The sequence below is a fragment of the Anaerofustis sp. NSJ-163 genome (genome assembly GCF_024135845.1).
Classification (GTDB): Bacteria; Bacillota; Clostridia; order Eubacteriales; family Anaerofustaceae; genus Anaerofustis; species Anaerofustis butyriciformans.
Map to the genome: position 1 here is coordinate 239,706 of NZ_JAMYJV010000003.1, position 22,700 is coordinate 262,405.

Consider the following 22,700-nt stretch of genomic DNA (forward strand, 5'->3'; position numbering starts at 1 on the left):
GTTTACATCCCTTTTAAATTAAAGGAATGATATATTAATATTTCTTTAAAAGTAAATTTGATTGATATATATATTTTAGTATAAATGATATTATGATAATTTATTATATGTATTTAACCATATAAAAAAATTTATATCTGTTATTTTTATGTGTTAAAATATAATCAAATAAAGTATGAATAAGAGGATAAAACATTGAACGATACAATGGCGAAAAATATAAAAACCAGACTTTCAAACAAAAAAGGAAGCGAACAAATAAAATTTGTATTAGAAGGGGTTCTTATTGGGTTAGTTGCAGGGATAAGCGCTATAATTTATAGATTTCTTTTAACAAAAGCCGAAGCTTTTTTGTTTGGTACCATAAAAACAATAAATGGTAATTTTTTGTATATGTTCTTTTGGGGAGTATTTATAATACTACTTTCTTTAATTATTGGTAAGTTAATTAAGTTTGAACCAATGGCGAACGGCAGCGGTATTCCTCAAGTAAGTGGAGAAATGAAAGGATATTTATCCCAAAATCCAATTAAGGTATTAATTGCAAAAATAATAGGAGGAACTCTTTGTATTGTATCAGGATTTTCTCTTGGAAGAGAAGGTCCTTCCATACAGCTTGGAGCCATGTCTGCAAAACTTCTTGCAAGAATTCAAAAAAAAGGGAAAACTAAAGAAAAAGTTTATCTTTCATGTGGTGCAGGCGCAGGTCTTGCTGCTGCATTTAATGCTCCTTTGGCAGGGGCTATGTTTACAATGGAAGAAATACATAAAAATTTTGACGGAAGAATTATTGTAAGTGTAATGACAGCATCTATTACGGCAGATTTTCTTGCAAAAAGTATCTTCGGGCTTTCTCCTGTATTTCACTACACAAATCTTCAAACAATCCCATTAAAATATTTTGGTCTTATAATTATTCTAGGGGTTATACTTGGAGTATGCGGTAGTATATATAATAAGGTTATGGTCTATTCTCAGCATATATATGCTAAGCTAAATAAAATAAAAACCGAATATAAAATACTAATTCCTACTGTGTTTGCATTTATTCTTGCATTTACTCTTCCAGATGTACTTGCAGGGGGAAATCAAATGGTAAAAATACTTGAAAATAATCAGTATATTTTATCAACACTTATTACTTTGCTTATTGTAAAATTTATTTTTTCTGCCATTTGTTTTGGCTCTGGAGCTCCCGGAGGGATTTTCTTTCCTTTGCTTGTTTTAGGTTCTTTTATAGGTGCTATTTTTGCTGTAGTTTGCACAAATCTAATTGGTATTTCTGCGGATTTTACGCAAAAGTTTATAATTCTTGCAATGGCGGGATTTTTCTGTGCAACCGTAAGAGCACCTTTTACTGGTATAATATTAATAGCGGAAATGACAGGCTCTCTTTCTCATATGATATCAATAAGCCTTGTCTGCATAATATCTTATGTGGTTGCTTATATATTTAAAAGTGAGCCTATATATGAAAGCTTACTTGATAATATATTAAAAAAACAAAAAATAGAACTTAAAGAGCCAAGCAATGAAACAATGTTAGTAACATATAATATAGCTTTTGAAAGCGAAGTTGATGGTAAGAGGCTTGATGAAATTCAGTGGCCTAATAATTGTTTGCTTGTAGCAATAGAAAGAGGTAATAAAGAGTTTATCCCAAGAGGGTATAATAAAATAAAAGCCGGAGACTTTATAACCGTACTAATAAATGAAAACGAAATGAATTATATGAATGAAATGTTAACGCAGATGTGTTGTGAAAAAGAGAAAAAGTATATTGATTAATGTTAAGAGGTAATATATGGAAACTCACTGTCTTTTATCCAGAATGAATATAGGAACATTAAAAAAATTAAGAGGAAAATTGCTTTTTGTTAATGTTTATGTAAGTGACAATGAATATAAATGGACGAATGGAGAAATAGAAGAAAAAAGCCAAAAATTATTTGATATATTTGATTATTTAAAGAAATGTATAAATGAAGAAAATGTATTTTTTGAATATTACGTTTCATCTTATTATTTAAATATATCATATCCTTTTGAAAGAACAAGCTGTGAAAAGTGGTTAAAAGATTTTGCAAATGGATTTGATTGCCTTAATTTGAAAAATGTGCATGATAAGATGTATTTAAAATACGACGTGGACCAGGTGGCATTTTTATTTATTACTAAGAGACCATCTCTATGTTATGCCATAAGTGCAAAAGAGTCTTTTTATGATTTTTGTGAGTTTGCAGTATTATATGGTGAAAATTATAATTCTGTAATTCATGAAATTCTACATTTGTTTGGAGCTGCTGATTTATATTTTCCTAAAGAAATTTCAGATGTTGCAAAAGAAATGTTTCCCAAAAGTATAATGTTTAATTCAACTTATAATAAAATAGATGATTTTACAAAGTATGTAGTGGGTATTCATGAAAAACCTTCTTCTTTGGCAAAAACCTTTATAGATAGAACAAAGGATATAAACTGTGAATATATTGAAAATTCTATAAAAGGGCAGTGGCAAGACGGGTTTAGAAGAGTTACATATGCAGGAGGCATGGTATACGAAGGTAATTTTAAAAATGGTATGCGTGAAGGAGAGGGGAAAGTATTTTATACAAATGGAGCAGTATATGAAGGAGAATTTAAGAATAATAATATAGAAGGTTTTGGTAAAATGCATTTTGCGAACGGTGCATTGTATGAGGGGGAATTTAAAAATAATAAAAGAAGCGGAATTGGCAAACTTATATATCCAAATAAGGTAATATATGAAGGAGAGTTTAAGGATAATGAATATAATGGTCAGGGTAAACTCACTTATCCAAGCGGTAAAACATACGAAGGGGAATTTAAAAACGGTAAAATAGTAAAAAATAAAAGATAAGGTTTTGCCTTATCTTTTTTGTAATAATAAAAAATTCTTGATTTATAAATGTAATGTTTAATATTTATAATATTTTAACATAGTTTCGTAAGAAATTTTTAATAATTAAATATTTGCCTTTAGGGTATTATTATAATAAAATACTTTTAGTATAGAAAACAGAAGAGAGGTAACGGAATGTCACAAGTAATTATCCTTGATCACCCTATTATTAAAGATTATGTATCAACTTTAAGAGATGAAAAAACAAACATAAAAGATTTTAGGGAAACAGTAAAAAAGTTATCTTTATTTATCGGTTATGAAGCAGTAAGAAATGTTGAAACAAAGAAAGAAAAAATAAAAACTCCCCTTTGTGAAACAACGGGTGAAAAGATTATAAATGATAATATAACGGTTATACCAATACTTAGAGCAGGACTTGGAATGATGGATGGAATGCTTGAACTTCTTCCAAATGCTAAAGTAGGTCATATAGGACTTGAAAGAAACGAGAGAACTCTAAAAGCAGAAGAATATTATTTTAAAATGCCAAATAATTACGAAACTATGGACGCTTATGTTGTTGACCCAATGCTTGCAACCGGCGGTTCTGCAGTTGATGCCATTGATAAATTAAAAGAAAGAGGAATTAAACATATTAAATTTTTATGTATAATATCTTCTCCTGAAGGAATAGAAAAACTTCAAAAAGAACATCCTGATGTTGATATATATACTGCTGTAATAGATGAATGTTTAAATGAACATGGTTATATTCTTCCTGGACTTGGAGATGCGGGAGATAGAATTTTTGGTACGATATAAAAAAACGCACTTTTGTGCGTTTTTTAATTTTCACCGTATTTAAGTTCTTTTCCCTCTTTAGAATATTTTTTTCTTTTTCCTGTTATTTCATCTATATTTATTTTTATTACATTTGTTCTTTCTAAACTTCTGTTTATTGCATCATCAAACATTTCCATATTGCTTTTTGCATATCTAAGGCATATTAATTTTAATGCATGTATCTTTTCTTCTTTTTCCTTTACTTCCTCTGCTTTTCCATATAAAACTGCACTTTCAAATTCCATTGTAAACTCTTCAGGTTTTGGTCTGCACCTTGATACAGCGCATATGCAGATTTGATTGTTGTTTTTAAGTAAGTCTATCTTTTTTCCTTCCATTGCACAGTGAAAGTATAAATGATTTTCTTCAAGTACAATGCTTATTGGTATACAGTATGGATTGTTGTTTTCATCGGTTAATGATAAAACTACATATGGTGACTTTTTCAAAACGTCAAGGGCAAAATTTTTATCCATTTCTCTGTCTTTTCTTCTCATATTAAACCTCTTTTATTTTAAAAATTGAAGATTATCTTCTATATTCATTCCCATTCTTTTGTCTACAACGATTTTTTCGTCTTTTTCCATAGCCTTTCTTACAAAATCCGAAGCAGCTTTGCATGATTCTTTTAATGTAAGTCCTTTTAAGAATTTTGTTATTAAAACCGCTGAGAATACATCTCCCGTTCCCGGGAAACGTACGTTTATATAATCATAAGGAATAGAAAAATAATCGTCTTCAAAGTGTGAATATCCTTCTATATAGTAATTATTATCTTCTTTGTGTTTTACGCTTGTAATTACAACAGATTTTGAACCTATTTTTTTAAATTCATCTATATACTCTTTTATTTCTTCTTTGGTTAAAGCTGTTTTTTTCATTTCATCATATAATATAAAAGATGCTTCCGTTAAATTTGGTGTTACTATATCTGCCATAGAACACATTTTTCTCATGTTTTTTACGACATTTTCGCTAAGTCCCAAATATAACTTGCCGTCATCACCCATAATAGGGTCAACCATTACTATTGGAGATTTTTCTTTGTTGTCTTTTATTATTTTTTCTATTAATTCAACCTGAGGATCTGAGTTAATAAATCCTGTGCAAATACAATCGAATTTAAAATTTAATTTATTCCATATATCAATTGTCTTTTCCATGTAGTCTGTCATATCCATTATTTCAAACAAACCATAATCAAGAGTGTTTGATACTATTGCTGTTGGTAAGTTATGCACTCTAAATCCAAGGGAAGAAACTATCGGCATCATTGCGGATAATGCAACTTTGCCAACTCCCGGCAGGTCGTTTATAAGTAAGATATCTTTGTCTTTGTCCATTTTCTTTCTCCTGATAAATAATATATTGCTAACATTATAATACTCAAAAGGAGAAATTTAAAGGATAAATTATATTGATTATTTTATTTTAATAAAAAAAGAGCATATGCTCTTTTATTTGTTTACTTTATTTAATGCTTTTTGTTTGCTTGGAGTTATATATACATTTAATTTTTTTAACTTGTTGTGAAATTCTCTTAAGTTATCAAAAATATAATTTATTGTTACTTTCTTTCCGTTCTTTTTATATATTACAAACTTGTTGTTATAAGGTCTGTAAATGGCTGCAATTTCATCTTTTTTTACTGTTTTTGTAGGGAGCACACCGCTTGAAAATGTTATTGTATCTTCACTTATGGATACTTTTGAAAGGAAGGCTTTTAAAATATTTATTGTTCCAATTACAAATACTAATGCAATAAAAAATATTTCAAGCCCTTCAACTGTTCTTCCTGCTTTTTTTGCTATGCTGAAAGTATTAAATATAGATAAAATTCCAAGAACGTATATTATAAGTCCAAAAGTTACATAAACTTTTTTGTTTTTCTTTTCCATTTTAAAAGTATTCATTTTCTCACCTCTGTCAGGTAATTATCATATCATAAATTTTTAAATTCTTAAAGAGAATTATTAGATTTATGATTGTTGTAATATTAAATATTTTAATAGATTTTTGGGTATCATAATACTTTCCTATGCGAAATAAATATCCCTAAAAAAACTTACGAACGAAATAAAACGAAAGTAAATAGCATAAAAAACAAGCTAAATAAACGCTTTCAATTTACTTTTTATTTTGTTTTGGTTATAATTTATTTAAAGATAACATAAAGAAGGTTAAAAAAGTTATGTATAAGAATAAAAGGCAATATGCGATTTTGGAATATATATACGAAAAAAAAGAAGCTACGGTTAATGAACTTTCAAAAAAGTTTAATGTTTCCAAGGTGACTATAAGAAAAGATTTGATAGAACTTGAGTCAAAAGGAAAAATAAAGAAAAATCATGGCGGAGCAATACCGGCGGAAAATATAATGCTAAATGAAATGCCTTACTACAAAAAGAATATGACGGCAATAAACGAAAAGAGAAAAATCGGGCAACTTGCGTCAAAATTAATTCAAGACAAACAAATTGTGATTATAGACAATGGTTCAACAACAAATGAAATTGCATCTTTCTTAAATGATAAAGAAATAGTTGTTGTTACCAATGATATAAGAATTGCCAATAAATTATGCGGATATCCGAGTATGAATATTGTAATATGCGGAGGTTATATAAAAACGCCGGGATATGCTGTTTTTGGAGCTATGGCAGAAGATTTGTTTAAACATACTTTGGCAGATATATGTTTCTTATCCGTTGATAGTTTAGATATAAATACAGGACTTTCGTATAACTTTTTGGATTCAATCGCAATAAAAAAACAAATGATTAGAAATTCAAATAAAGTAATTGTTCTTTGTGACAGTTCTAAAATTGGAAAGCAGTCTTTTGCAAAACTTTGTGATGTAGATAAAATAGACGTTTTAATTACCGACAGTATGGATATAAAACTTAAAAGACGCTTTGAAGAAAAAGGTGTAAGAGTTTTAATAGCAAAATAAAAGGAAAGGAGGGGAAAGAAACATGAGCGTAAAAATAGTTGTTGCCTGTGGAAGCGGTATTGCTACTTCAACTGTTGTTGAACAAAAACTTAAAGATATTGTAAGCGATAATAATCTAGATGTTAATTTTACAAAAACATCAATAAGTTCTTTAGAAGGAATTATAGATGATTTTGACCTTGCAGTAGTAACCAGTAAATTTAATATAGAAAATTCAAAAACTGAAGTGCTTTCTGCAACATCGCTTCTTACAGGAATAGGCGAAGATGAATTTGTGGAAAAATTTGTTAATAAAGTAAAAAATTTATAGTAACGTTTTTATTAATTAAAGGAGGAAAAAAATGGATACATTATTGGTAGTAGTAAAATATGTAACTGATTCTCTTGGAACAATGGTTGTTATGCCTTTATTCCTTATACTTTTAGGGCTTGCCTTTAGAATGAAATTATCTAAGGCTTTACGTTCAGGTTTACTTGTTGGTATCGGATTTCAAGGTATTAATCTTATAATAACTCTTCTTTCAAATGCCGTATCTCCCGCTGCAACGGCTTTGGCAGAAAAGGTAGGACTTAATTTTAATATTATTGACGTAGGTTTCCCAACAATTGGTACAGCAGCATGGGCAACTCCGATAGCTGCTCTTGTTATTCCAATTGCAATTTTAATTAATGTCATTATGCTTAGTTTAAAATTTACAAAAACTCTAAATATCGATATATGGAATATGTTCCACTTTATTCTTGCAGGAGGAATCGCATATTTAGTTTCAGGCAGTGTTGTTGTTGGTCTTATAGTTTCTGCGATATTCTCTATAATAACTCTTTTGCTTGCAGATTGGGATTCCAAAACATGGCAGGAGTATTTTGGACTTGAAGGAACCAGTTGTACTACTCTTGCAATAATGACAAGTGCAATTTGTTCTTTTATTGTGAATAAAGTTATAGACTTAATACCAAAAGTAAGAGATTTTGATATTAATCCCGCAAAAATAAATAAATTAAAGGGAATAAGCGATCCTATGTTTTTAGGTTTTGTAATTGGTATCGTAATAAGTTTAATAGGAGGACTTCCTGTTGCTCAAATTCTTAATACAGGTGTTGGAATTGCAGCTGCAATGGTTCTTCTTCCAAGAATGGTATCTCTTCTTATGGAAGGACTAGCTCCAATATCTTCTGCAGCATCAGCATTTACAAAGAAAAGATTTAAAGGAAGATCTCTATTAATTGGTATGGATTGTGCTCTTGGTATAGGAGATCCTACAGTTATTGCAGCATCAACAATTATGATTCCTTTTGCAATTTTACTTGCAGTTCTTCTTCCTGGAAACGGATTTTTACCTATAGTTTCTTTAACAGGTCTTACATATTTTTGTGTTCCCGCTGCGGCTTATTCTAAAGGAAATTTATTCAGAACAATAATTACAATGCTAATATTCTATACTTTGCATATATATGTTATAAATGCAATAAGTCCGCTAATTACCGAACTTGTACACTGGGCAGGTGTTGCACTTCCTGAAGGAGCTTCTCTTGTTGCAGGCGGAAATCCAGAACATGCATTATTATTAATCATTAAACCTATTCTTTCTCTATTTGGGCTTGCTAATTAAGGAGGTATATTATGGTAGAGGTACTTCTTGTTTCTAATAAGAATAAAGATGATGTTGATAAAATAATTGATATTATCTATAATTTAGGAAATGAGTTTTTTATTGAAAGCAACGTAACAGTGGTTGAAAGTGAAAATGCTGATAATATCAATTTTGATTATGATTTTGCAGTAACCTTAAATGATAAAATTCATTTAAGTAAAAAGACAATTGATGCTACTTCAATTATTCGTGATATATCAGCGGAAAAAACGAAAAAGGATATACAAAACCAACTTTTAAAAGCAAAAGCAACTCATAAAAGGTTAAGAGAAAGCGGGAATGAAATATGAAATATGATATTATCATAGAAAATGGTACGATAATTGATCCTTTGAGAAATATAGAGAAAAAGGAAGATATTTATATAATAAAGGATAAGATCGTAAATAAGCCAAGTAAAGATGAAAGTGTTTCATATAAGCAGAAGATAGATGCAAGTGGATGTTATGTAATGCCGGGACTTGTAGAAAATCATACTCATATTTTTTACGGCGGAGGAGATGTAAACTTAAATCCCGATGTAATAATGCTTCCAAGCGGTGTAACTTCAGCGATAGATCAAGGTTCTTCCGGATGGTCTACGTTTGAATCTTTTTATAGAAATGTCATATTAACTTCCATGATGAACATAAAGTGTTATCTTAATGTTTCAAATACAGGGCTTATAACCGAGGATTATTTTGAAAATATAGATCCAAAGTATTTTAATGAAGAAATGATAAAATATTATACCGATAAATATAAAGATACTATAATCGGTCTTAAAATAAGAATGGATCATAATTCGCTGAGAGGTCTTGGGCTTAAACCTTTGGAAAAAGCAGTTGAAATTGCAGACAGATTAAATTTATCATTGTCTGTGCATGTTAAGAATTTACCTAACATAACTGAAATTGCAAATATCTTAAGAAAAGATGATATATGGATTCACATATATCAGCAAAAAGGTCAGACTCTTTTTAATGAAAAAGGTGAAATCCATAAAGAAATTCTTAAGGCAAAAGAAAGAGGAGTTTTATTTGATGTTGCAAGCGGAAGAGGAAGTTTTTCATTTGATATGATTAACAAAAGCTTGAAACAAGGATTTAAACCGGACTTGTTGGGTACAGATCTTGTAACGTATAACGTATATGAACGTCCTATATTCTCTCTTCCTTATACAATGTCAATGTATTTAAATCTCGGTTTTTCTCTTATGGAGCTTGCTAAAATGTGTATACAAAGACCTGCTGAAATGATGCATTTAGAGGATATATCTACGTTAAAAGAAAATACTGCAGCAGATATATGCATTATAAAAATAAAAGAAAAAGATTTTATATTCAGTGATAAATACGGCGGTAAGCTTAACGCAGACAGATTAATCATTCCATTGCTTACTTTAAAAGACGGTAAAGTTTTATATAGAAATATTGAATTTTAAAACGGCAGTATCTGCCGTTTTTTTAAATTAATCAATCATTAATAAAATTTTAAGCATGGATTAAAATTTCTTGTGCTAAAATATAAAAGGACAAGGAGAAAAGATATGCCTAAAATATTAATAGTTGAAGATGATAATAAATTAAGGAATGAACTTAGTTTATATTTAAGCAATAACGGCTATGATGTTGATGAGATAACTGATTATAAAAACAGTGTAGATATAATAATAAATTGTGACTCTGATTTGGTTTTACTGGATATAAATTTACCTATGATTGACGGTGAGTATATCTGTAAGGAAGTAAGGAAAACATCGGATATTCCAATAATAATGCTTACAAGCAGAACATCGGAAATGGATGAGCTTATATGTATAAATTATGGGGCAGATGATTATATTACAAAACCCTATAATCCAAGAATACTAATTGCGAGAATAGAAGCACTATTAAAAAGAGCAAATAAAAATGTAAGTGATACTATTTCTTATATGGGAGTTAGGGTAAATCTATCAAAAAGCACATTTACTTATAATGACAAAGAGTTTGATTTAAGTAAAAATGAACTTAAAATTCTACATTTTTTGATAAAAAACAAGTCTAAAATAGTATCCAGAGATTCTCTTATGGATTATCTTTGGGATAATAATGCATTTGTCGATGATAATACATTGACAGTAAATATAAACAGACTCAGAAGAAAACTTGAAAGCGCAGGGCTTGGACATTTTATAGAAACTAAAAGGGGGCAGGGTTATATAATATCATGAAGTTAAAAGATTATTTAAAAGATAGATCATTTAGCATAGGTTTATTTGTGTTTTTATTTTTCTTAACGGCTTTCTTTCTTTTTATATTTAAAGTAAGTGTAATACTAAAAATTAATATATTAATATTTTTGATAATTATACCTTCTATTTCTTTTATGATAGATTATCAAAAAAAGAAAAGATTTTATAATAGGTTATATAGAAACTTAAAGAAGCTTGATAAGAAGTATCTTATAAACGAACTTATTGGCAGTGCGGATTTTCTTGAAGGAGAGATATTAAATGATGTTTTGTATACTGTAGATAAATCCATGTCAGAAAATGTTAATGAGTTTAAAAGAAAAAACGAAGATTTAGAAGATTATATAGAGCTTTGGTGTCATGAAATAAAAACTCCAATTGCAACATCTTCCATGATAATCGAAAATAACAGAAACGAAGTAACGGAAAGTATAGAAGAGGAAATTGGTAAGATAGATAACCTTGTGGAACAGGTTTTGTATTATGCAAGATGTAAACATGTAGAAAATGATTATGTGATAAAAAAAGTAAATCTTGAAGATGTTGTAAAAACAGCTGTTTTAAGAAATAAAAAAGATTTTATACAACGTAAAATAAGTCTTGAAATAAATGGGCTTAATGTATATGTAAATTCCGACAGTAAATGGCTTGAATTTATAATCAATCAAATTATATTAAACAGTATAAAATATTCAAAAAAAGAAAAAGCAAAATTATGGATATACACCATAAAGAAAAAAGACTGTATACAATTATACATAGAGGATAACGGAATAGGAATAAAGAGAAGTGATCTTCCAAAAGTATTCGATAAAGGTTTTACAGGTGAAAATGGCAGAAAGGTATATAAATCAACCGGCATGGGACTTTATATATGCAAAACCTTATGCGACAGCTTATATCATAAAATAGAAATTCTTTCACAGGAAAATGCAAAGACTGCCGTTATTATTACTTTTCCTCTAAGTTCTTATGTAAATATGAATGATTAAAAGTAGCATATTACTCTTTTTTTATATGTATTAATCATATGGAATATTACATAAAAATTTTACAAACAATAATTGTAAATTAATTATTTTCTTGTTGATTTTTTCCGTATTTTAATGTATATTATTTACTAATAAAAGGGAGTAGCTGGCACGTATAGTGTGTATGATGTCGCCAATCTCGATAGATACTAAATCTATCCGTATCATAATGAAACAGCGAGACTTTTATTGTATATTAAAGTACAATAAAAGTCTCTTTTTTATTGTACGGTATGATTATGAAAGGAAAGAAAAGTATGGGTAATTATTACAATCAGGATTTTAATGATGTAAGAAAAGAAATTAATGGTACAACCGAAGGCTTAAGCAGTGAACAAGCTAAAAAAAATCAAGAAAAATACGGCTACAACGAATTAAGCGAAGGTAAAAAGAAAACTGTTTTACAAATTTTCCTTGAACAATACAAGGATTTCCTTGTTATTATTCTTATTGCTTCTGCAATAATATCGATGTTTCTAGGAGAAGTTGAAAGTGCGGCAGTAATTTTGGTTGTTATTACAATCAATGCAATTTTAGGAACTGTTCAAACAATAAAGGCAGAGCAGTCTTTAAACAGTTTGAAACAGCTTTCATCGCCAAACGCAAAGGTAATGAGAGATGGTATTGTAATTGAAATACCAAGCAGAGAAGTTACCATAGGAGATGAAGTTCATCTTGAAGCAGGGGATTTTATACCGGCTGACGGTAGAATAATCGAATGTTCAAGTTTGAAAGTTGATGAAAGTGCTCTAACAGGTGAAAGCTTGGCAGTTGAAAAAACAGAGGAAACTTTAGAAGGTGAACTTCCTTTGGGAGATAGAAGAAATATGGTTTATTCCGGAAGTTTTGTAACTTACGGAAGAGCGAGCTTTGTTGTAACGGGTATTGCAATGGATACCGAAGTAGGTAAAATTGCAAGTATGCTTAAAAATACTCAGGAAAAGAAAACACCTCTTCAAGTAAACCTTGATAAATTTGGACAAAAACTTTCAATTGCAATTCTTATATTATGTGCTCTTTTATTTGGGCTTCAAGTAGTACAAGGAGGAAATGTTACAGATGCATTCTTATTTGCGGTAGCTCTTGCCGTTGCTGCAATTCCTGAGGCATTAAGCTCTATTGTAACTATAGTTCTTGCTTTTGGTACACAAAAAATGGCAAAAGAAGGTGCTATTATTCGTAAACTTCAAGCCGTTGAAGGTTTAGGTAGTGTATCTATAATTTGTTCTGATAAAACAGGTACTTTAACACAAAATAAAATGACTGTTGAAAACTATTATGTAAATGAAAAAGATATAACTTCAGATAAGATAGATATACATGATAATTCACAGTCAAGTCTTCTTTTATACAGCATTCTTTGTAATGACTCTACAAATATTGACGGAAATGAAATTGGAGACCCAACAGAAACAGCTCTTATTAACTTAGGTGAAAAGTATGGTTATAGTGCTCTTAATTTAAGAAATAAATATCAAAGATTAAGTGAAATTCCTTTTGATAGTGATCGTAAACTTATGTCTACTCTAAATAATATTAAAGATACTTACGTTATGATAACAAAAGGTGCCATTGATGTTATTTTAGACAGAGCTACACACATAGTAAAAGATGGTAATACCGTAGAAATTACTGATGAAGATAAAGAAAAAATAGAAAAACAAAATATGGAATACTCAAGAAACGGTTTAAGGGTTCTTGCGGTATGTTATAAAAATTTTGATGAAGAAAAAGCATTGGAACTTGAAGATGAAAACGGGCTTACTTTCCTTGGTCTTATTTCAATGATGGACCCACCAAGGGAAGAAAGTAAAGCAGCAGTTGAAGAATGTATCAAAGCAGGTATCAAACCTATTATGATTACAGGAGACCATAAGGTAACAGCTTCTGCAATCGCTAAGAGAATTGGTATTTTAAAAAATGAAAGTGAAGCTTGTGAAGGCAGTGTAATAGAAAACATGAGCGATGAAGAACTTAAAGACTTCGTAGAAAACATAAGCGTGTATGCCAGAGTTTCTCCTGAACATAAAATAAGAATCGTTAGAGCTTGGCAGGAAAAAGGCAATATAGTTTCTATGACTGGGGATGGCGTAAATGATGCACCAGCATTAAAACAAGCTGATGTAGGGGTTGCAATGGGTATAACAGGTACAGAAGTATCAAAAGATGCATCATCTATGGTTTTAACAGATGATAACTTTGCAACAATCGTAAAAGCAGTTGAAAACGGAAGAAACGTTTATAATAATATAAAAAGAGCAATACAATTCCTTATTTCAGGAAACTTTGCAGCAATCCTTGTTGTTCTTTTTGCTTCTTTGGCAGCTCTTCCTGTTCCATTTGCTCCGGTACACCTACTATTCATAAATCTATTAACAGATTCTCTACCTGCAATCGCACTTGGTCTTGAACCTCATAATCCTGATGTTATGAATATGCCTCCAAGACCAAAAGATGAATCTATTATGAATAAGAAATTCTTAACAAGTGTAGGAACAGAAGGTTTTGTTATAGGAGTTATGACTGTTATAGCATTCTATATCGGATATCAAGACGGAAATGCACTTCTTGCAAGTACAATGGCGTTTGCAACACTTTGTTTATCTAGACTTGTTCATGGATATAACTGTAAAGCAATGAAGCCAGTACTTTTTACAAAGAGATTTTTTAACAATAAATATATGCAAGGAGCTTTCCTTATAGGTTTTGTTCTTTTAAATGCAGTATTATTAATACCTGCTATGCAAGGACTATTCTCAGTTCAAACTCTTAATATGAGCCAATTATTTACAGTATATGGTCTTGCATTATTAAACTTACCTATAATTCAGTTATTAAAGAGAATAAGAAATTGTAAATAATAAAAAATCCTATGGTTATCCATAGGATTTTTTTTTATTCAAAATAAAATAATTCTTCAAATTTTTTATCAAGGGCAATTGCTAAAATCAAAGCGAGTTTTGCAGTAGGATTAAATTGTCCGGTTTCGATTGAACTTATTGTCTGTCTTGATACTCCTACCATTTTTGCAAGGTCGCTTTGAGATAATCCTTTTTCTGCTCTTGCGATTTTTAATCTGTTTTTTAATACTAATTCTTCGTTCATATTAATTTTACCAATAAAGTTTTTCTTAATTATAACATATTTTATCATTCATAATAATTTGCTTTTTATTTTTTATAATGAATAATATATTTAATTTGTTTATATAATCATTGTAAAATGCTCAACAAGATTTTTTATAAGAAAGATAACACATATTATCATAATTATAATAGAAGATTTTTCTTTAGTTTTTATATATTTATAAATATATTCTCCAAGGCAACCTGCCCAAAACATAGACATGATACCGCTTATATCTATATCATGAATAGTATCAAATATAATTATAATAACACCTACAATCATTAACATTAATAAATTTGCATTTTGTGCATATGAGCTTATTTGTTTTTCTCTTTCATCTCTAACATTATTTTCTTTTCTGCTTTTTTCTAGTATTTCATTTTTATCCATTTTATTTCCCTCAAATATATTTATTATGGCTTTAATATATCACTTTATGTATATAATGTCAAGTATACTTGTCAAAATATCTATAAAACTTGTCATAAGCTTTTAATAAAAAACAGAGGCTTAACCTCTGTTTATAATAATCTTTGTATTTTTTTTGCTTCTTTTAATATTTCATCATAATCATATTTTTCTTTTACATCATCAATAGATTTTTCTTTTAATTTATTATCTTCATAGTATTTATATATAACATCATAAATAGTTACTACATTATCTTCATAAGAACCATTTATTTCTTTTTGCCAACCATTTATATCAAGGTTATTTAGCATTATGCAAAGTTGTGCACCTATAGAGTATAAAGATTGTTCACTTACGTAAGTAGCCGGTATTTCATCTTTGCTCATTTTTGTAAAGGTATTATAAAATGCAGTTTCTTTTTCTTCGTTGTCTTCTCCAAAGAAGATAAGGTTGTAAGGAGTTTCAGTTAACCTTGCTGCTCTTATGGCAACGTAAAAAGCACTTCCTTCGTAAGTTATTTTTTCTCTTTCGTCTTTAATATATGTTTCGTTTAATTTTTCTCTTTCTTTTTCCACCGTAACATATTCACTTATTAAAGTATTGAGTTTATTTACATTTACATTGTCTTTGTTGCATTCTTTTCTTATATTGTCCATTATTTTGTATTCAACACCTATATAAGAAAGTTCTTTTGCCGTAAGACCTACACTTGCCGGATTATCATATTTAGGCCAGTCTTTTTGAATGTAGTAGTTAAAGGCTTGTTTAGTAAACATTGCTGAAAAAGCTTCATTTGGGTATTCTTCGTTATTAAAACTTTTTGAATTGTATTTAAAATAAAATACATTTTGGCTTTTGGCAATATTTAATTCATCATTTTTTGATGAATAATTACTGTTTAGAGCTGATAAATAATCTTCTACATCATTGAATCTATAAACACTATCAAAATAGAAACCTTCTGGCATGCTTACTTTTTTTACGTTTTCATCTTCAATTCCATTTATGTTAATGGCAAAATAGGAAATATCTTTGTTTGTTTTATTCCCTTTATCATCACTTTCGTCTTTTCTTACAAGAAGTAAAGGTCTTTGTTTTAAATCAAGATCCTGCCATATAACAGCTTTTGATTTATATAAAACTTTATTTAGTTCGCTTAACATTTTTTTATCGGTATTGTCAAGTTCATTATATTTGATCGTTTTGCTGAATGATTGATAGTTTTTATTTTTGCACCCTGTAATATTAAGGCAAAGTAAAATACAAGTTAGCAAAACAAATATTCTAATTATACCTTTTTTCAATTCTATCCCTCCAATATATATATTTATACCACATAAAAAGCAAAAAGTCATTTTTTTTTTAATTTTAAAGAGTAAAAAGTCGTATTTTGTACGTTTATAATGTAATGATTACATAAAAAATGTTCATATAATTTTATTTTTGTTAAGTTATACATGTAGTTATATATGTAATATTTTTGATAACAATATAAATAAGCTTTCTAAAGTAAAATTTATGTAAAGTGAATGTAAAAAATGAGAATACTCTATATACATTTAATTTACAAAAATTTACAATAAATATGCTTAATTTATACGAAAACTTTACATAAAAAATTAAAGGGAGAATGTGTATGACAATATCGAATGTTATAAGTTTACTTGGAGGACTTGCTCTGTTTCTTTACGGTATGCAAATGATGAGCGGAGGACTTGAAACGGCAGCCGGCGATAAAATGAAGAGTATACTCGAAAAGCTTACATCAAACAGAATTATAGGCGTAATAGTGGGTATGCTGATTACCGCAGTCATTCAATCATCCAGTGCGACTACCGTTATGGTTGTGGGATTTGTAAATGCGGGAATGATGTCTCTCAGACAAGCGGTATGGATAATCATGGGTGCCAACATAGGTACTACGATTACGGGGCAGTTGATTGCTCTTGATATAGGTGCCATTGCACCGGTTATTGCTTTTATCGGTGTTGTAATGGTTGTATTTATAAAAAATGCAAAAGCAAACTGTATAGGTGAGATTATAGCTGGTTTAGGTGTTTTATTTATAGGAATGGAAATGATGAGCACGGCTATGCTTCCTCTCAGAGAATCACAATCGTTTATAAGTTTAATGACAACATTCTCTAATCCTTTCTTCGGGATTTTGGCTGGTGCAGTATTTACTGCTGTTATTCAGTCATCAAGTGCATCAGTTGGTATCCTTCAAGCTCTTGCTTTAAACGGACTTATAGGTTTAGACGGGGCTGTTTATGTACTATTTGGACAAAATATAGGTACTTGTATAACCGCTGTTCTTGCTTCAATCGGAACAAACAGAGAAGCAAAACAAACAACCGTTATTCATTTGACGTTCAATATTATCGGTACTATAATTTTTACCGTGATTTGTATGTTTACTCCGTTAACATCTTTTATAAGTTCTCTTACACCGACAAATCCTGCAGCACAAATAGCAAATATGCATACATTGTTTAATATTGTAACAACGTTGCTGTTATTACCGTTTGGTACATACCTTGCATCGTTTGCGGAAAAAGTATTGCCTGTCAAAGATAAAGAAGAAACGGAAGATGTTTTTGAAAGTCCTCTTCCAACTCTTTCATATCAAATAGGTACATCTGCAATACTCGTTGAACAGATAGAAAACGAAATAAAAAACATTCAAAATATGGCTTTTAAGAATGTAAATGAAAGTCTTTCACAATTGGTAAATTTTGACAAACAAAAAGAAAAAGATTTATTAAGAAGCGAAGATAAAGTAAATACAATCAACTTAAAACTTTCGGAATATATTACCGAAGCTCTCGGTATTGAGCAAAACAGTGAAAACAGCTTTAAAATGAGTGTTTATTATCATCTTTTGATAGATATAGAGAGAATTTCAAATTACGCTGTAAGAATACAGAAATATCAGGAAAAAGTAACTTTAAACAGCGAAGAAAAAGACAGAATAGGACAACTTCAAAATCTTATATTTATGGCATCAAAAGATTTAAAAGATCTTAAAAAAGAAGAAGAACATTATGGACGAATTAAGGCATTCTGCAAAGAAATAAAAAGACGTCAAACAAAGAGAATGAAAGAAAAGAGTATTTCTTTTGAGCTTACTTTATTCTTCTCTCAGCTTGTAAATGACGTGGAAAGAATAAATGAACATATGCTTGCAATAGCAAGAGATTATAATATGATAGTAGTTCATGAAGCATAAAACTAAAAAGACCTGTATTTTTACAGGTCTTTTTAGTTTGTTAAATAAATTTTTAAACTTTTATTAAATAATTATATTATCACTGTCCATTTCTTTTATTATCTTTTTAAGACTTATCATAAACATTGTACATGTTGTTGCTATTGCAATAATATCTGCTATTGGTTCTGCTAAAAATACTGCTTTTAGCTTATCATTCATTAAAGCCGGTAATATATAAATTAACGGGATAAGCAATATAATTTTTCTGAATATTGCAAGGAATGTTGATATTTTTGCTTTTCCAAAGGCGATAAAAGTCTGCTGACATGCAACTTGAGCACCCATAAATAAAAGAGCCGCCATATATATTTTAATAGCCCATAATGAGAGTTGTTCAAGATTTGGGTCTAAAGTAAAAATATTTATAAGTATTTTAGGGCAAAATTGTGAAACTGCCCAAAGTAAAGTCGAATAACAAAGACAACTTAAAAGAATTAACTTAAATCCTTTCTTTATTCTTTCTTTGTTTCTTGCTCCGTAGTTATAGCTTATTATAGGTTGTCCTCCCTGGGTAATACCTTGAAGAGGTAACATTGCAAATTGCATTATGCTTGATAAAATTGTCATTGCACCTACAGCCAAGTCCCCTCCGTATTTAAGAAGTGAAGAATTAAAACAAAGAACAAGTACGCTTTCTGTGCTTTGCATTATGAAAGGAGCTACTCCCAGTGCAACAGATGGTAGTATAATGTTTTTGTCTAATTTAAAGTTTTCCATTTTTAATTTTAATATTGTATTATTTCCCGTTATAAACTTAAATGCAAATAATGCACTTAATGCTTGAGATATTACAGTTGCTGTTGCGGCACCTTCTACACCCATATTCAAACCAAAAATAAAAATAGGGTCAAGAATAATATTTGTTACTGCGCCGATTAAAACCGTAAGCATGCTTATTTTTGAGAAACCCTGTGCTGATATAAAGGCATTTAGTCCGAGGGTAATTTGTACGAAAATTGTTCCTATTGCATATATGGTTATGTAATTCGAGGCATAGGTTATTGTATTTTCGCTTGCGCCGAAAAGATAAAGTAAAGGTGTTTTGAATATAAGCATAATTAGAGTTAAAATAACTGATACTATTACTAGTGAGCTAAAACAGTTACCTAATATTTTTTCAGCTGTTTCATTGTCTTTTCTTCCCATAAATATGCTTGCTCTTGGAGAGCCTCCAACTCCAAATAAATAAGCAAAAGCGGAAACGATCATTATAAGAGGGAAACATACCCCAACTCCCGTTAAAGCCGTTGCTCCAACCTCTGGGATATGCCCTATGTACATTCTGTCTACCATGTTATATAAAGCATTTACTATTTGAGATATAATAGCAGGTAAAGCCAAAATCATAAGCAATCTGCCAACGGGTTCTTTCCCAAGATCAACTTCTTTAGACATTTTTATCTTCATAGTTTTTTGCCCTTTCTTCAAAGATGTTTAATATTTTTTTTATTGTTTTTTCCATTTGGTTTATTTCTTCAATGGAAATTTCTTTTAAAATAATTTTGTCTATTTCGTCTTTTGCGTTTAAAATTTGTTTTATTATTTCATTTGATTTGTTTGCAAGAATTATATGCTGAACTCTTTTATCTGTATTGTCTGGTTTGATTTTTATTAAATCCTTTTTTAAAAGTGAATCTATGCTTCTGCAAACAAGCCCTTTTGATACATCAAGATATTTACATAATTCTTTTGATGTATTTTTTGTAGGATTATTGTTTAAAAAAATTAAGATGTTTATTTCATTTGGCGAAAAAGAGTCGTCCTCTAACATATTAGTGAATGCTTTTGCGTAAACTTTTCTTATATTTGCAAAATGTTTTAATACTTTTTCTATATTCGTTAAATACATAAATATTCCCCCCCCTTATTAGTTTACTTGTAAACTAATTGATTATTATTTTATCACTATTGTTTTTTTTGTCAATAAAAAAGACATTTTTATTATGTAAATATATGCTTGTAAAAAGGTTTTTAATTGTTGTAAAATATTCATGAAAAAAATGATAAAATGTAATTTCAAATATGAAGTTTTTATAAATTGATATTAATCGGGGAAAGGGATTTATATGTTAAATAAAATTTTATTAAAAATTAAAAGTGAGTTTATACTTTTTGTATCTTTTATAGTTGCTTTGATATCGGTTTTTTTTGTTCCGATTTCAAAAGAATATATTTCCTATATTGACTTTAAGGTGCTTGCGATTTTATTTTCACTAATGATTGTAATAGACGGACTTCAAAAGCATGGATTTTTTACTTCTTTTGCTCAAAGGATATTATACGGAAAAAAACGTCTTAGATTATTATATTTAATTCTTGTTTTGCTTCCGTTTATAAGTTCTATGTTTATAACAAACGATGTTGCTCTTATAACATTTGTTCCATTTTGTGTTTTAATACTTAAAATGATAAATAAACAAGAGTATTTAATATGGACCATAGTAAATCAAACTATTGCAGCTAATCTCGGAAGTATGGCAACTCCTATAGGAAATCCTCAAAATCTATATTTATACGGTAAATTTTCCTTGAGTTTTGGAGGGCTTGTTTCTATTATTTATCCTTATGTGCTACTTAGTTTAATATATCTTTTACTAAGCTGTCTATATATAAAAGATGAAGTAATAAGTGTAGCGTTTGATAAATACTTTACTTTTGACATAAAGCAGACTGCTATTTTTATAATGCTATTTTTAATATGTCTTTTATCAGTTTTTAATATATTGGATTATAAGATACTTTTGGTTATTATTGTTTTAGCCATACTGATATTTGATAAAAAGCTTTTAAGATATGCAGACTATTCACTGATTTTAACATTTTTATGTTTTTTTGTATTTGCAGGGAATATAAGCAGAATTCCTCAAATTAATGATTTTATATCTTTACTTATGGAAAAAAATGCTCTTATTACTTCGATAATTACAAGTCAGATAATAAGTAATGTACCATCAGCACTTTTGCTTTCTGTATTTACAAATAATTACCATGCTTTAATTTTAGGGTGTAATATTGGAGGTCTTGGAACGTTAATTGCTTCTTTTGCAAGTTTGATTTCCTTTAAGATATATTTAAAATCAGAAAAAGTGGAAGCAAAGAAATATATTATAACATTTACTATTCTTAATGTTATTTTACTTGTTTTATTTACAATAATTGCACTTGTTTTATGATATAATTATTAATCTTATATAAAAAAAGAATAAATAATGTTATATTTATTCTTTTTATTTATTAAAAAGTGGAACTTTTTAGTAAATTAGTTTATAATAATTTAAAAATTTACATAGGAGTCATGTATGGATAATATAATTGATTCAATAATAATGTTTATAGATAATTTGGCGCTTCCAATATCCTTAAATACGATATTATCAAATCATATTATACCTATTATAAGTAATGTTTTGGTTATGGGATTTATATGGATTGTAGCAAGTATATTCTTATATTTTTATACAAGAGATAAAAGAGTTTCTATTTTAATCATTATCGGGCTTTTCCTTTGCTCTATAGTGGGCAATGAAGTTATGAAACCTGTTTTATTTCATTTTAGAGAATTTTTAAGTACAAACGGTGTTGGAATATATCTGCCTGAAATTGGAAGATATACTTTTCCTTCTGGATATATAATGATGTGCGCAAGCAGTACCGTTTTGATTTATTATACTAATAAACAGTTTGGTTTATATGCACTTTGTATTACCGGCTTGGTTGCATTTTTAAGACTTTACATAATTACAACTTATCCAGTTGATTTCTTTATAGGTCTTGGGCTTGGAATAATGATAGGAGCATTCCTTGTTTTATTCTTAATGAAAAAGAAAAAAGAGTATGAAGAAATTGAAGATTTAAGTGATAAATTTCACTTTTAAATTATGTAAAAAAAAAATTAAAAAAATATAAAAATAGTATTGACAAGATATATATGGTTATACTATAATATATCGTGCTGACGCGGGGTGGAGCAGTTGGCAGCTCGTCGGGCTCATAACCCGGAGGTCGCAGGTTCAAGTCCTGTCCCCGCAACCAAAAAGTAAATATGGCGGGATAGCTCAGTTGGCTAGAGCACACGGTTCATACCCGTGGTGTCGTAGGTTCAAATCCTATTCCCGCTACCATATATATGGCCCCTTGGTCAAGCGGTTAAGACGTCGCCCTTTCACGGCGAAAACAGGAGTTCGATTCTCCTAGGGGTCACCAATTTGAGATATAACTACCGTAACGGTAGTTTTTTTATTTATATAGTTTAATAATAGGGTGTATGTAAATAGTAAGTTTAGAAGTTTTTATTTTATACAAAATTTTTTATTTTTTCTAATCTCCATT

Annotated in this window: 22 protein-coding genes and 3 tRNA genes; 17 read left to right on the forward strand and 8 right to left on the reverse strand. The window is 29.3% G+C overall.

Annotated elements, in window-relative coordinates; translation table 11 throughout:
* The first annotated feature begins 195 nt into the window (after window positions 1-195).
* The 3 genes from M6G78_RS04570 (at window position 196) to upp (ending at window position 3,688) form a co-directional block, all read left to right on the forward strand.
* A complete protein-coding gene (locus M6G78_RS04570) occupies window positions 196-1,788 on the forward strand; it encodes a ClC family H(+)/Cl(-) exchange transporter (protein WP_253229734.1) in 1,593 nt (530 codons plus the stop codon).
* A 16-nt stretch (window positions 1,789-1,804) separates the two neighbouring features.
* Entirely contained in the window at window positions 1,805-2,881 is a 1,077-nt protein-coding gene (locus M6G78_RS04575; RefSeq protein ID WP_138268425.1) for an MORN repeat-containing protein, read from the forward strand.
* A gap of 177 nt (window positions 2,882-3,058) precedes the next feature.
* Entirely contained in the window at window positions 3,059-3,688 is a 630-nt protein-coding gene (upp, locus tag M6G78_RS04580) for a uracil phosphoribosyltransferase (protein WP_138268426.1), read from the forward strand.
* A 23-nt stretch (window positions 3,689-3,711) separates the two neighbouring features.
* Here the strand turns inward: upp and M6G78_RS04585 are convergent, their stop codons facing one another.
* From M6G78_RS04585 to M6G78_RS04595, 3 genes are all read right to left on the reverse strand, one after another.
* A complete protein-coding gene (locus M6G78_RS04585) occupies window positions 3,712-4,206 on the reverse strand; it encodes a pyridoxamine 5'-phosphate oxidase family protein (RefSeq protein ID WP_138268427.1) in 495 nt (164 codons plus the stop codon).
* Window positions 4,207-4,218: 12 nt separating this feature from the next.
* A complete protein-coding gene (locus M6G78_RS04590) occupies window positions 4,219-5,052 on the reverse strand; it encodes a pyridoxamine kinase (protein WP_253229735.1) in 834 nt (277 codons plus the stop codon).
* A 114-nt stretch (window positions 5,053-5,166) separates the two neighbouring features.
* On the reverse strand, window positions 5,167-5,622 hold the full coding sequence (locus M6G78_RS04595; protein WP_138268429.1) for a hypothetical protein: 456 nt from the start codon (window positions 5,620-5,622) through the stop codon (window positions 5,167-5,169).
* Window positions 5,623-5,900: 278 nt separating this feature from the next.
* Here M6G78_RS04595 and M6G78_RS04600 point away from each other — a divergent pair, with 278 nt between their 5' ends.
* The 8 genes from M6G78_RS04600 to M6G78_RS04635 all read left to right on the forward strand — a co-directional run bounded on the left by M6G78_RS04600 (window position 5,901) and on the right by M6G78_RS04635 (window position 14,421).
* Entirely contained in the window at window positions 5,901-6,662 is a 762-nt protein-coding gene (locus tag M6G78_RS04600) for a DeoR/GlpR family DNA-binding transcription regulator (RefSeq protein ID WP_138268430.1), read from the forward strand.
* Between the two features lie 22 nt (window positions 6,663-6,684).
* Window positions 6,685-6,972, forward strand: a complete 288-nt coding sequence (locus M6G78_RS04605) for a PTS galactitol transporter subunit IIB (RefSeq protein WP_138268431.1) — start codon at window positions 6,685-6,687, stop codon at window positions 6,970-6,972.
* Window positions 6,973-7,003: 31 nt separating this feature from the next.
* Window positions 7,004-8,272, forward strand: coding sequence for a PTS galactitol transporter subunit IIC (locus M6G78_RS04610; protein ID WP_138268432.1), 1,269 nt, complete (start codon window positions 7,004-7,006; stop codon window positions 8,270-8,272).
* Window positions 8,273-8,283: 11 nt separating this feature from the next.
* Complete coding sequence (locus tag M6G78_RS04615) at window positions 8,284-8,604, forward strand: hypothetical protein (protein ID WP_138268433.1); 321 nt, start codon at window positions 8,284-8,286, stop codon at window positions 8,602-8,604.
* Window positions 8,601-9,737: a hydrolase gene (locus M6G78_RS04620; RefSeq protein WP_253229736.1), complete on the forward strand. Its 1,137-nt coding sequence runs from the start codon at window positions 8,601-8,603 to the stop codon at window positions 9,735-9,737. Before M6G78_RS04615 ends, M6G78_RS04620 begins: the two co-directional genes overlap by 4 nt.
* A gap of 105 nt (window positions 9,738-9,842) precedes the next feature.
* Window positions 9,843-10,508: a response regulator transcription factor gene (locus tag M6G78_RS04625; RefSeq protein WP_253229737.1), complete on the forward strand. Its 666-nt coding sequence runs from the start codon at window positions 9,843-9,845 to the stop codon at window positions 10,506-10,508.
* Window positions 10,505-11,521: an ATP-binding protein gene (locus M6G78_RS04630; protein WP_253229738.1), complete on the forward strand. Its 1,017-nt coding sequence runs from the start codon at window positions 10,505-10,507 to the stop codon at window positions 11,519-11,521. The genes M6G78_RS04625 and M6G78_RS04630 overlap by 4 nt, the downstream gene beginning before the upstream one ends.
* A 296-nt stretch (window positions 11,522-11,817) precedes the next feature.
* Window positions 11,818-14,421, forward strand: coding sequence for a calcium-translocating P-type ATPase, PMCA-type (locus M6G78_RS04635; protein WP_253229739.1), 2,604 nt, complete (start codon window positions 11,818-11,820; stop codon window positions 14,419-14,421).
* Between the two features lie 34 nt (window positions 14,422-14,455).
* Here M6G78_RS04635 and M6G78_RS04640 read toward each other — a convergent pair whose 3' ends face one another.
* The 3 genes from M6G78_RS04640 to M6G78_RS04650 form a co-directional block, all read right to left on the reverse strand.
* Window positions 14,456-14,665: a helix-turn-helix transcriptional regulator gene (locus M6G78_RS04640; protein ID WP_138268457.1), complete on the reverse strand. Its 210-nt coding sequence runs from the start codon at window positions 14,663-14,665 to the stop codon at window positions 14,456-14,458.
* Window positions 14,666-14,764: 99 nt separating this feature from the next.
* Complete coding sequence (locus M6G78_RS04645; RefSeq protein ID WP_138268437.1) at window positions 14,765-15,079, reverse strand: DUF6442 family protein; 315 nt, start codon at window positions 15,077-15,079, stop codon at window positions 14,765-14,767.
* A gap of 131 nt (window positions 15,080-15,210) precedes the next feature.
* On the reverse strand, window positions 15,211-16,404 hold the full coding sequence (locus M6G78_RS04650) for a hypothetical protein (RefSeq protein WP_253229740.1): 1,194 nt from the start codon (window positions 16,402-16,404) through the stop codon (window positions 15,211-15,213).
* A 332-nt stretch (window positions 16,405-16,736) separates the two neighbouring features.
* On the opposite strand from M6G78_RS04650, the gene M6G78_RS04655 reads away from it, so the two are divergent.
* The gene (locus M6G78_RS04655; protein WP_253229741.1) at window positions 16,737-18,329 is read left to right on the forward strand and encodes a Na/Pi cotransporter family protein; all 1,593 of its coding nucleotides are present in this window, start codon (window positions 16,737-16,739) and stop codon (window positions 18,327-18,329) included.
* 63 nt (window positions 18,330-18,392) lie between these two features.
* Here the strand turns inward: M6G78_RS04655 and M6G78_RS04660 are convergent, their stop codons facing one another.
* The gene (locus tag M6G78_RS04660; protein ID WP_371922828.1) at window positions 18,393-19,772 is read right to left on the reverse strand and encodes an MATE family efflux transporter; all 1,380 of its coding nucleotides are present in this window, start codon (window positions 19,770-19,772) and stop codon (window positions 18,393-18,395) included.
* Window positions 19,759-20,220: a MarR family winged helix-turn-helix transcriptional regulator gene (locus M6G78_RS04665; RefSeq protein WP_253229743.1), complete on the reverse strand. Its 462-nt coding sequence runs from the start codon at window positions 20,218-20,220 to the stop codon at window positions 19,759-19,761. Before M6G78_RS04665 ends, M6G78_RS04660 begins: the two co-directional genes overlap by 14 nt.
* A gap of 217 nt (window positions 20,221-20,437) precedes the next feature.
* Here M6G78_RS04665 and M6G78_RS04670 point away from each other — a divergent pair, with 217 nt between their 5' ends.
* The 5 genes from M6G78_RS04670 to M6G78_RS04690 all read left to right on the forward strand — a co-directional run bounded on the left by M6G78_RS04670 (window position 20,438) and on the right by M6G78_RS04690 (window position 22,574).
* Window positions 20,438-21,544: an SLC13 family permease gene (locus M6G78_RS04670; protein ID WP_253229744.1), complete on the forward strand. Its 1,107-nt coding sequence runs from the start codon at window positions 20,438-20,440 to the stop codon at window positions 21,542-21,544.
* A gap of 126 nt (window positions 21,545-21,670) precedes the next feature.
* Window positions 21,671-22,246: a hypothetical protein gene (locus M6G78_RS04675; protein WP_138268443.1), complete on the forward strand. Its 576-nt coding sequence runs from the start codon at window positions 21,671-21,673 to the stop codon at window positions 22,244-22,246.
* Window positions 22,247-22,327: 81 nt separating this feature from the next.
* A tRNA-Met gene (locus M6G78_RS04680) sits at window positions 22,328-22,403 on the forward strand.
* 12 nt (window positions 22,404-22,415) lie between these two features.
* Window positions 22,416-22,492 (forward strand) — tRNA-Met (locus M6G78_RS04685).
* A 7-nt stretch (window positions 22,493-22,499) separates the two neighbouring features.
* Window positions 22,500-22,574 (forward strand) — tRNA-Glu (locus tag M6G78_RS04690).
* Window positions 22,575-22,700 lie beyond the last annotated feature (126 nt).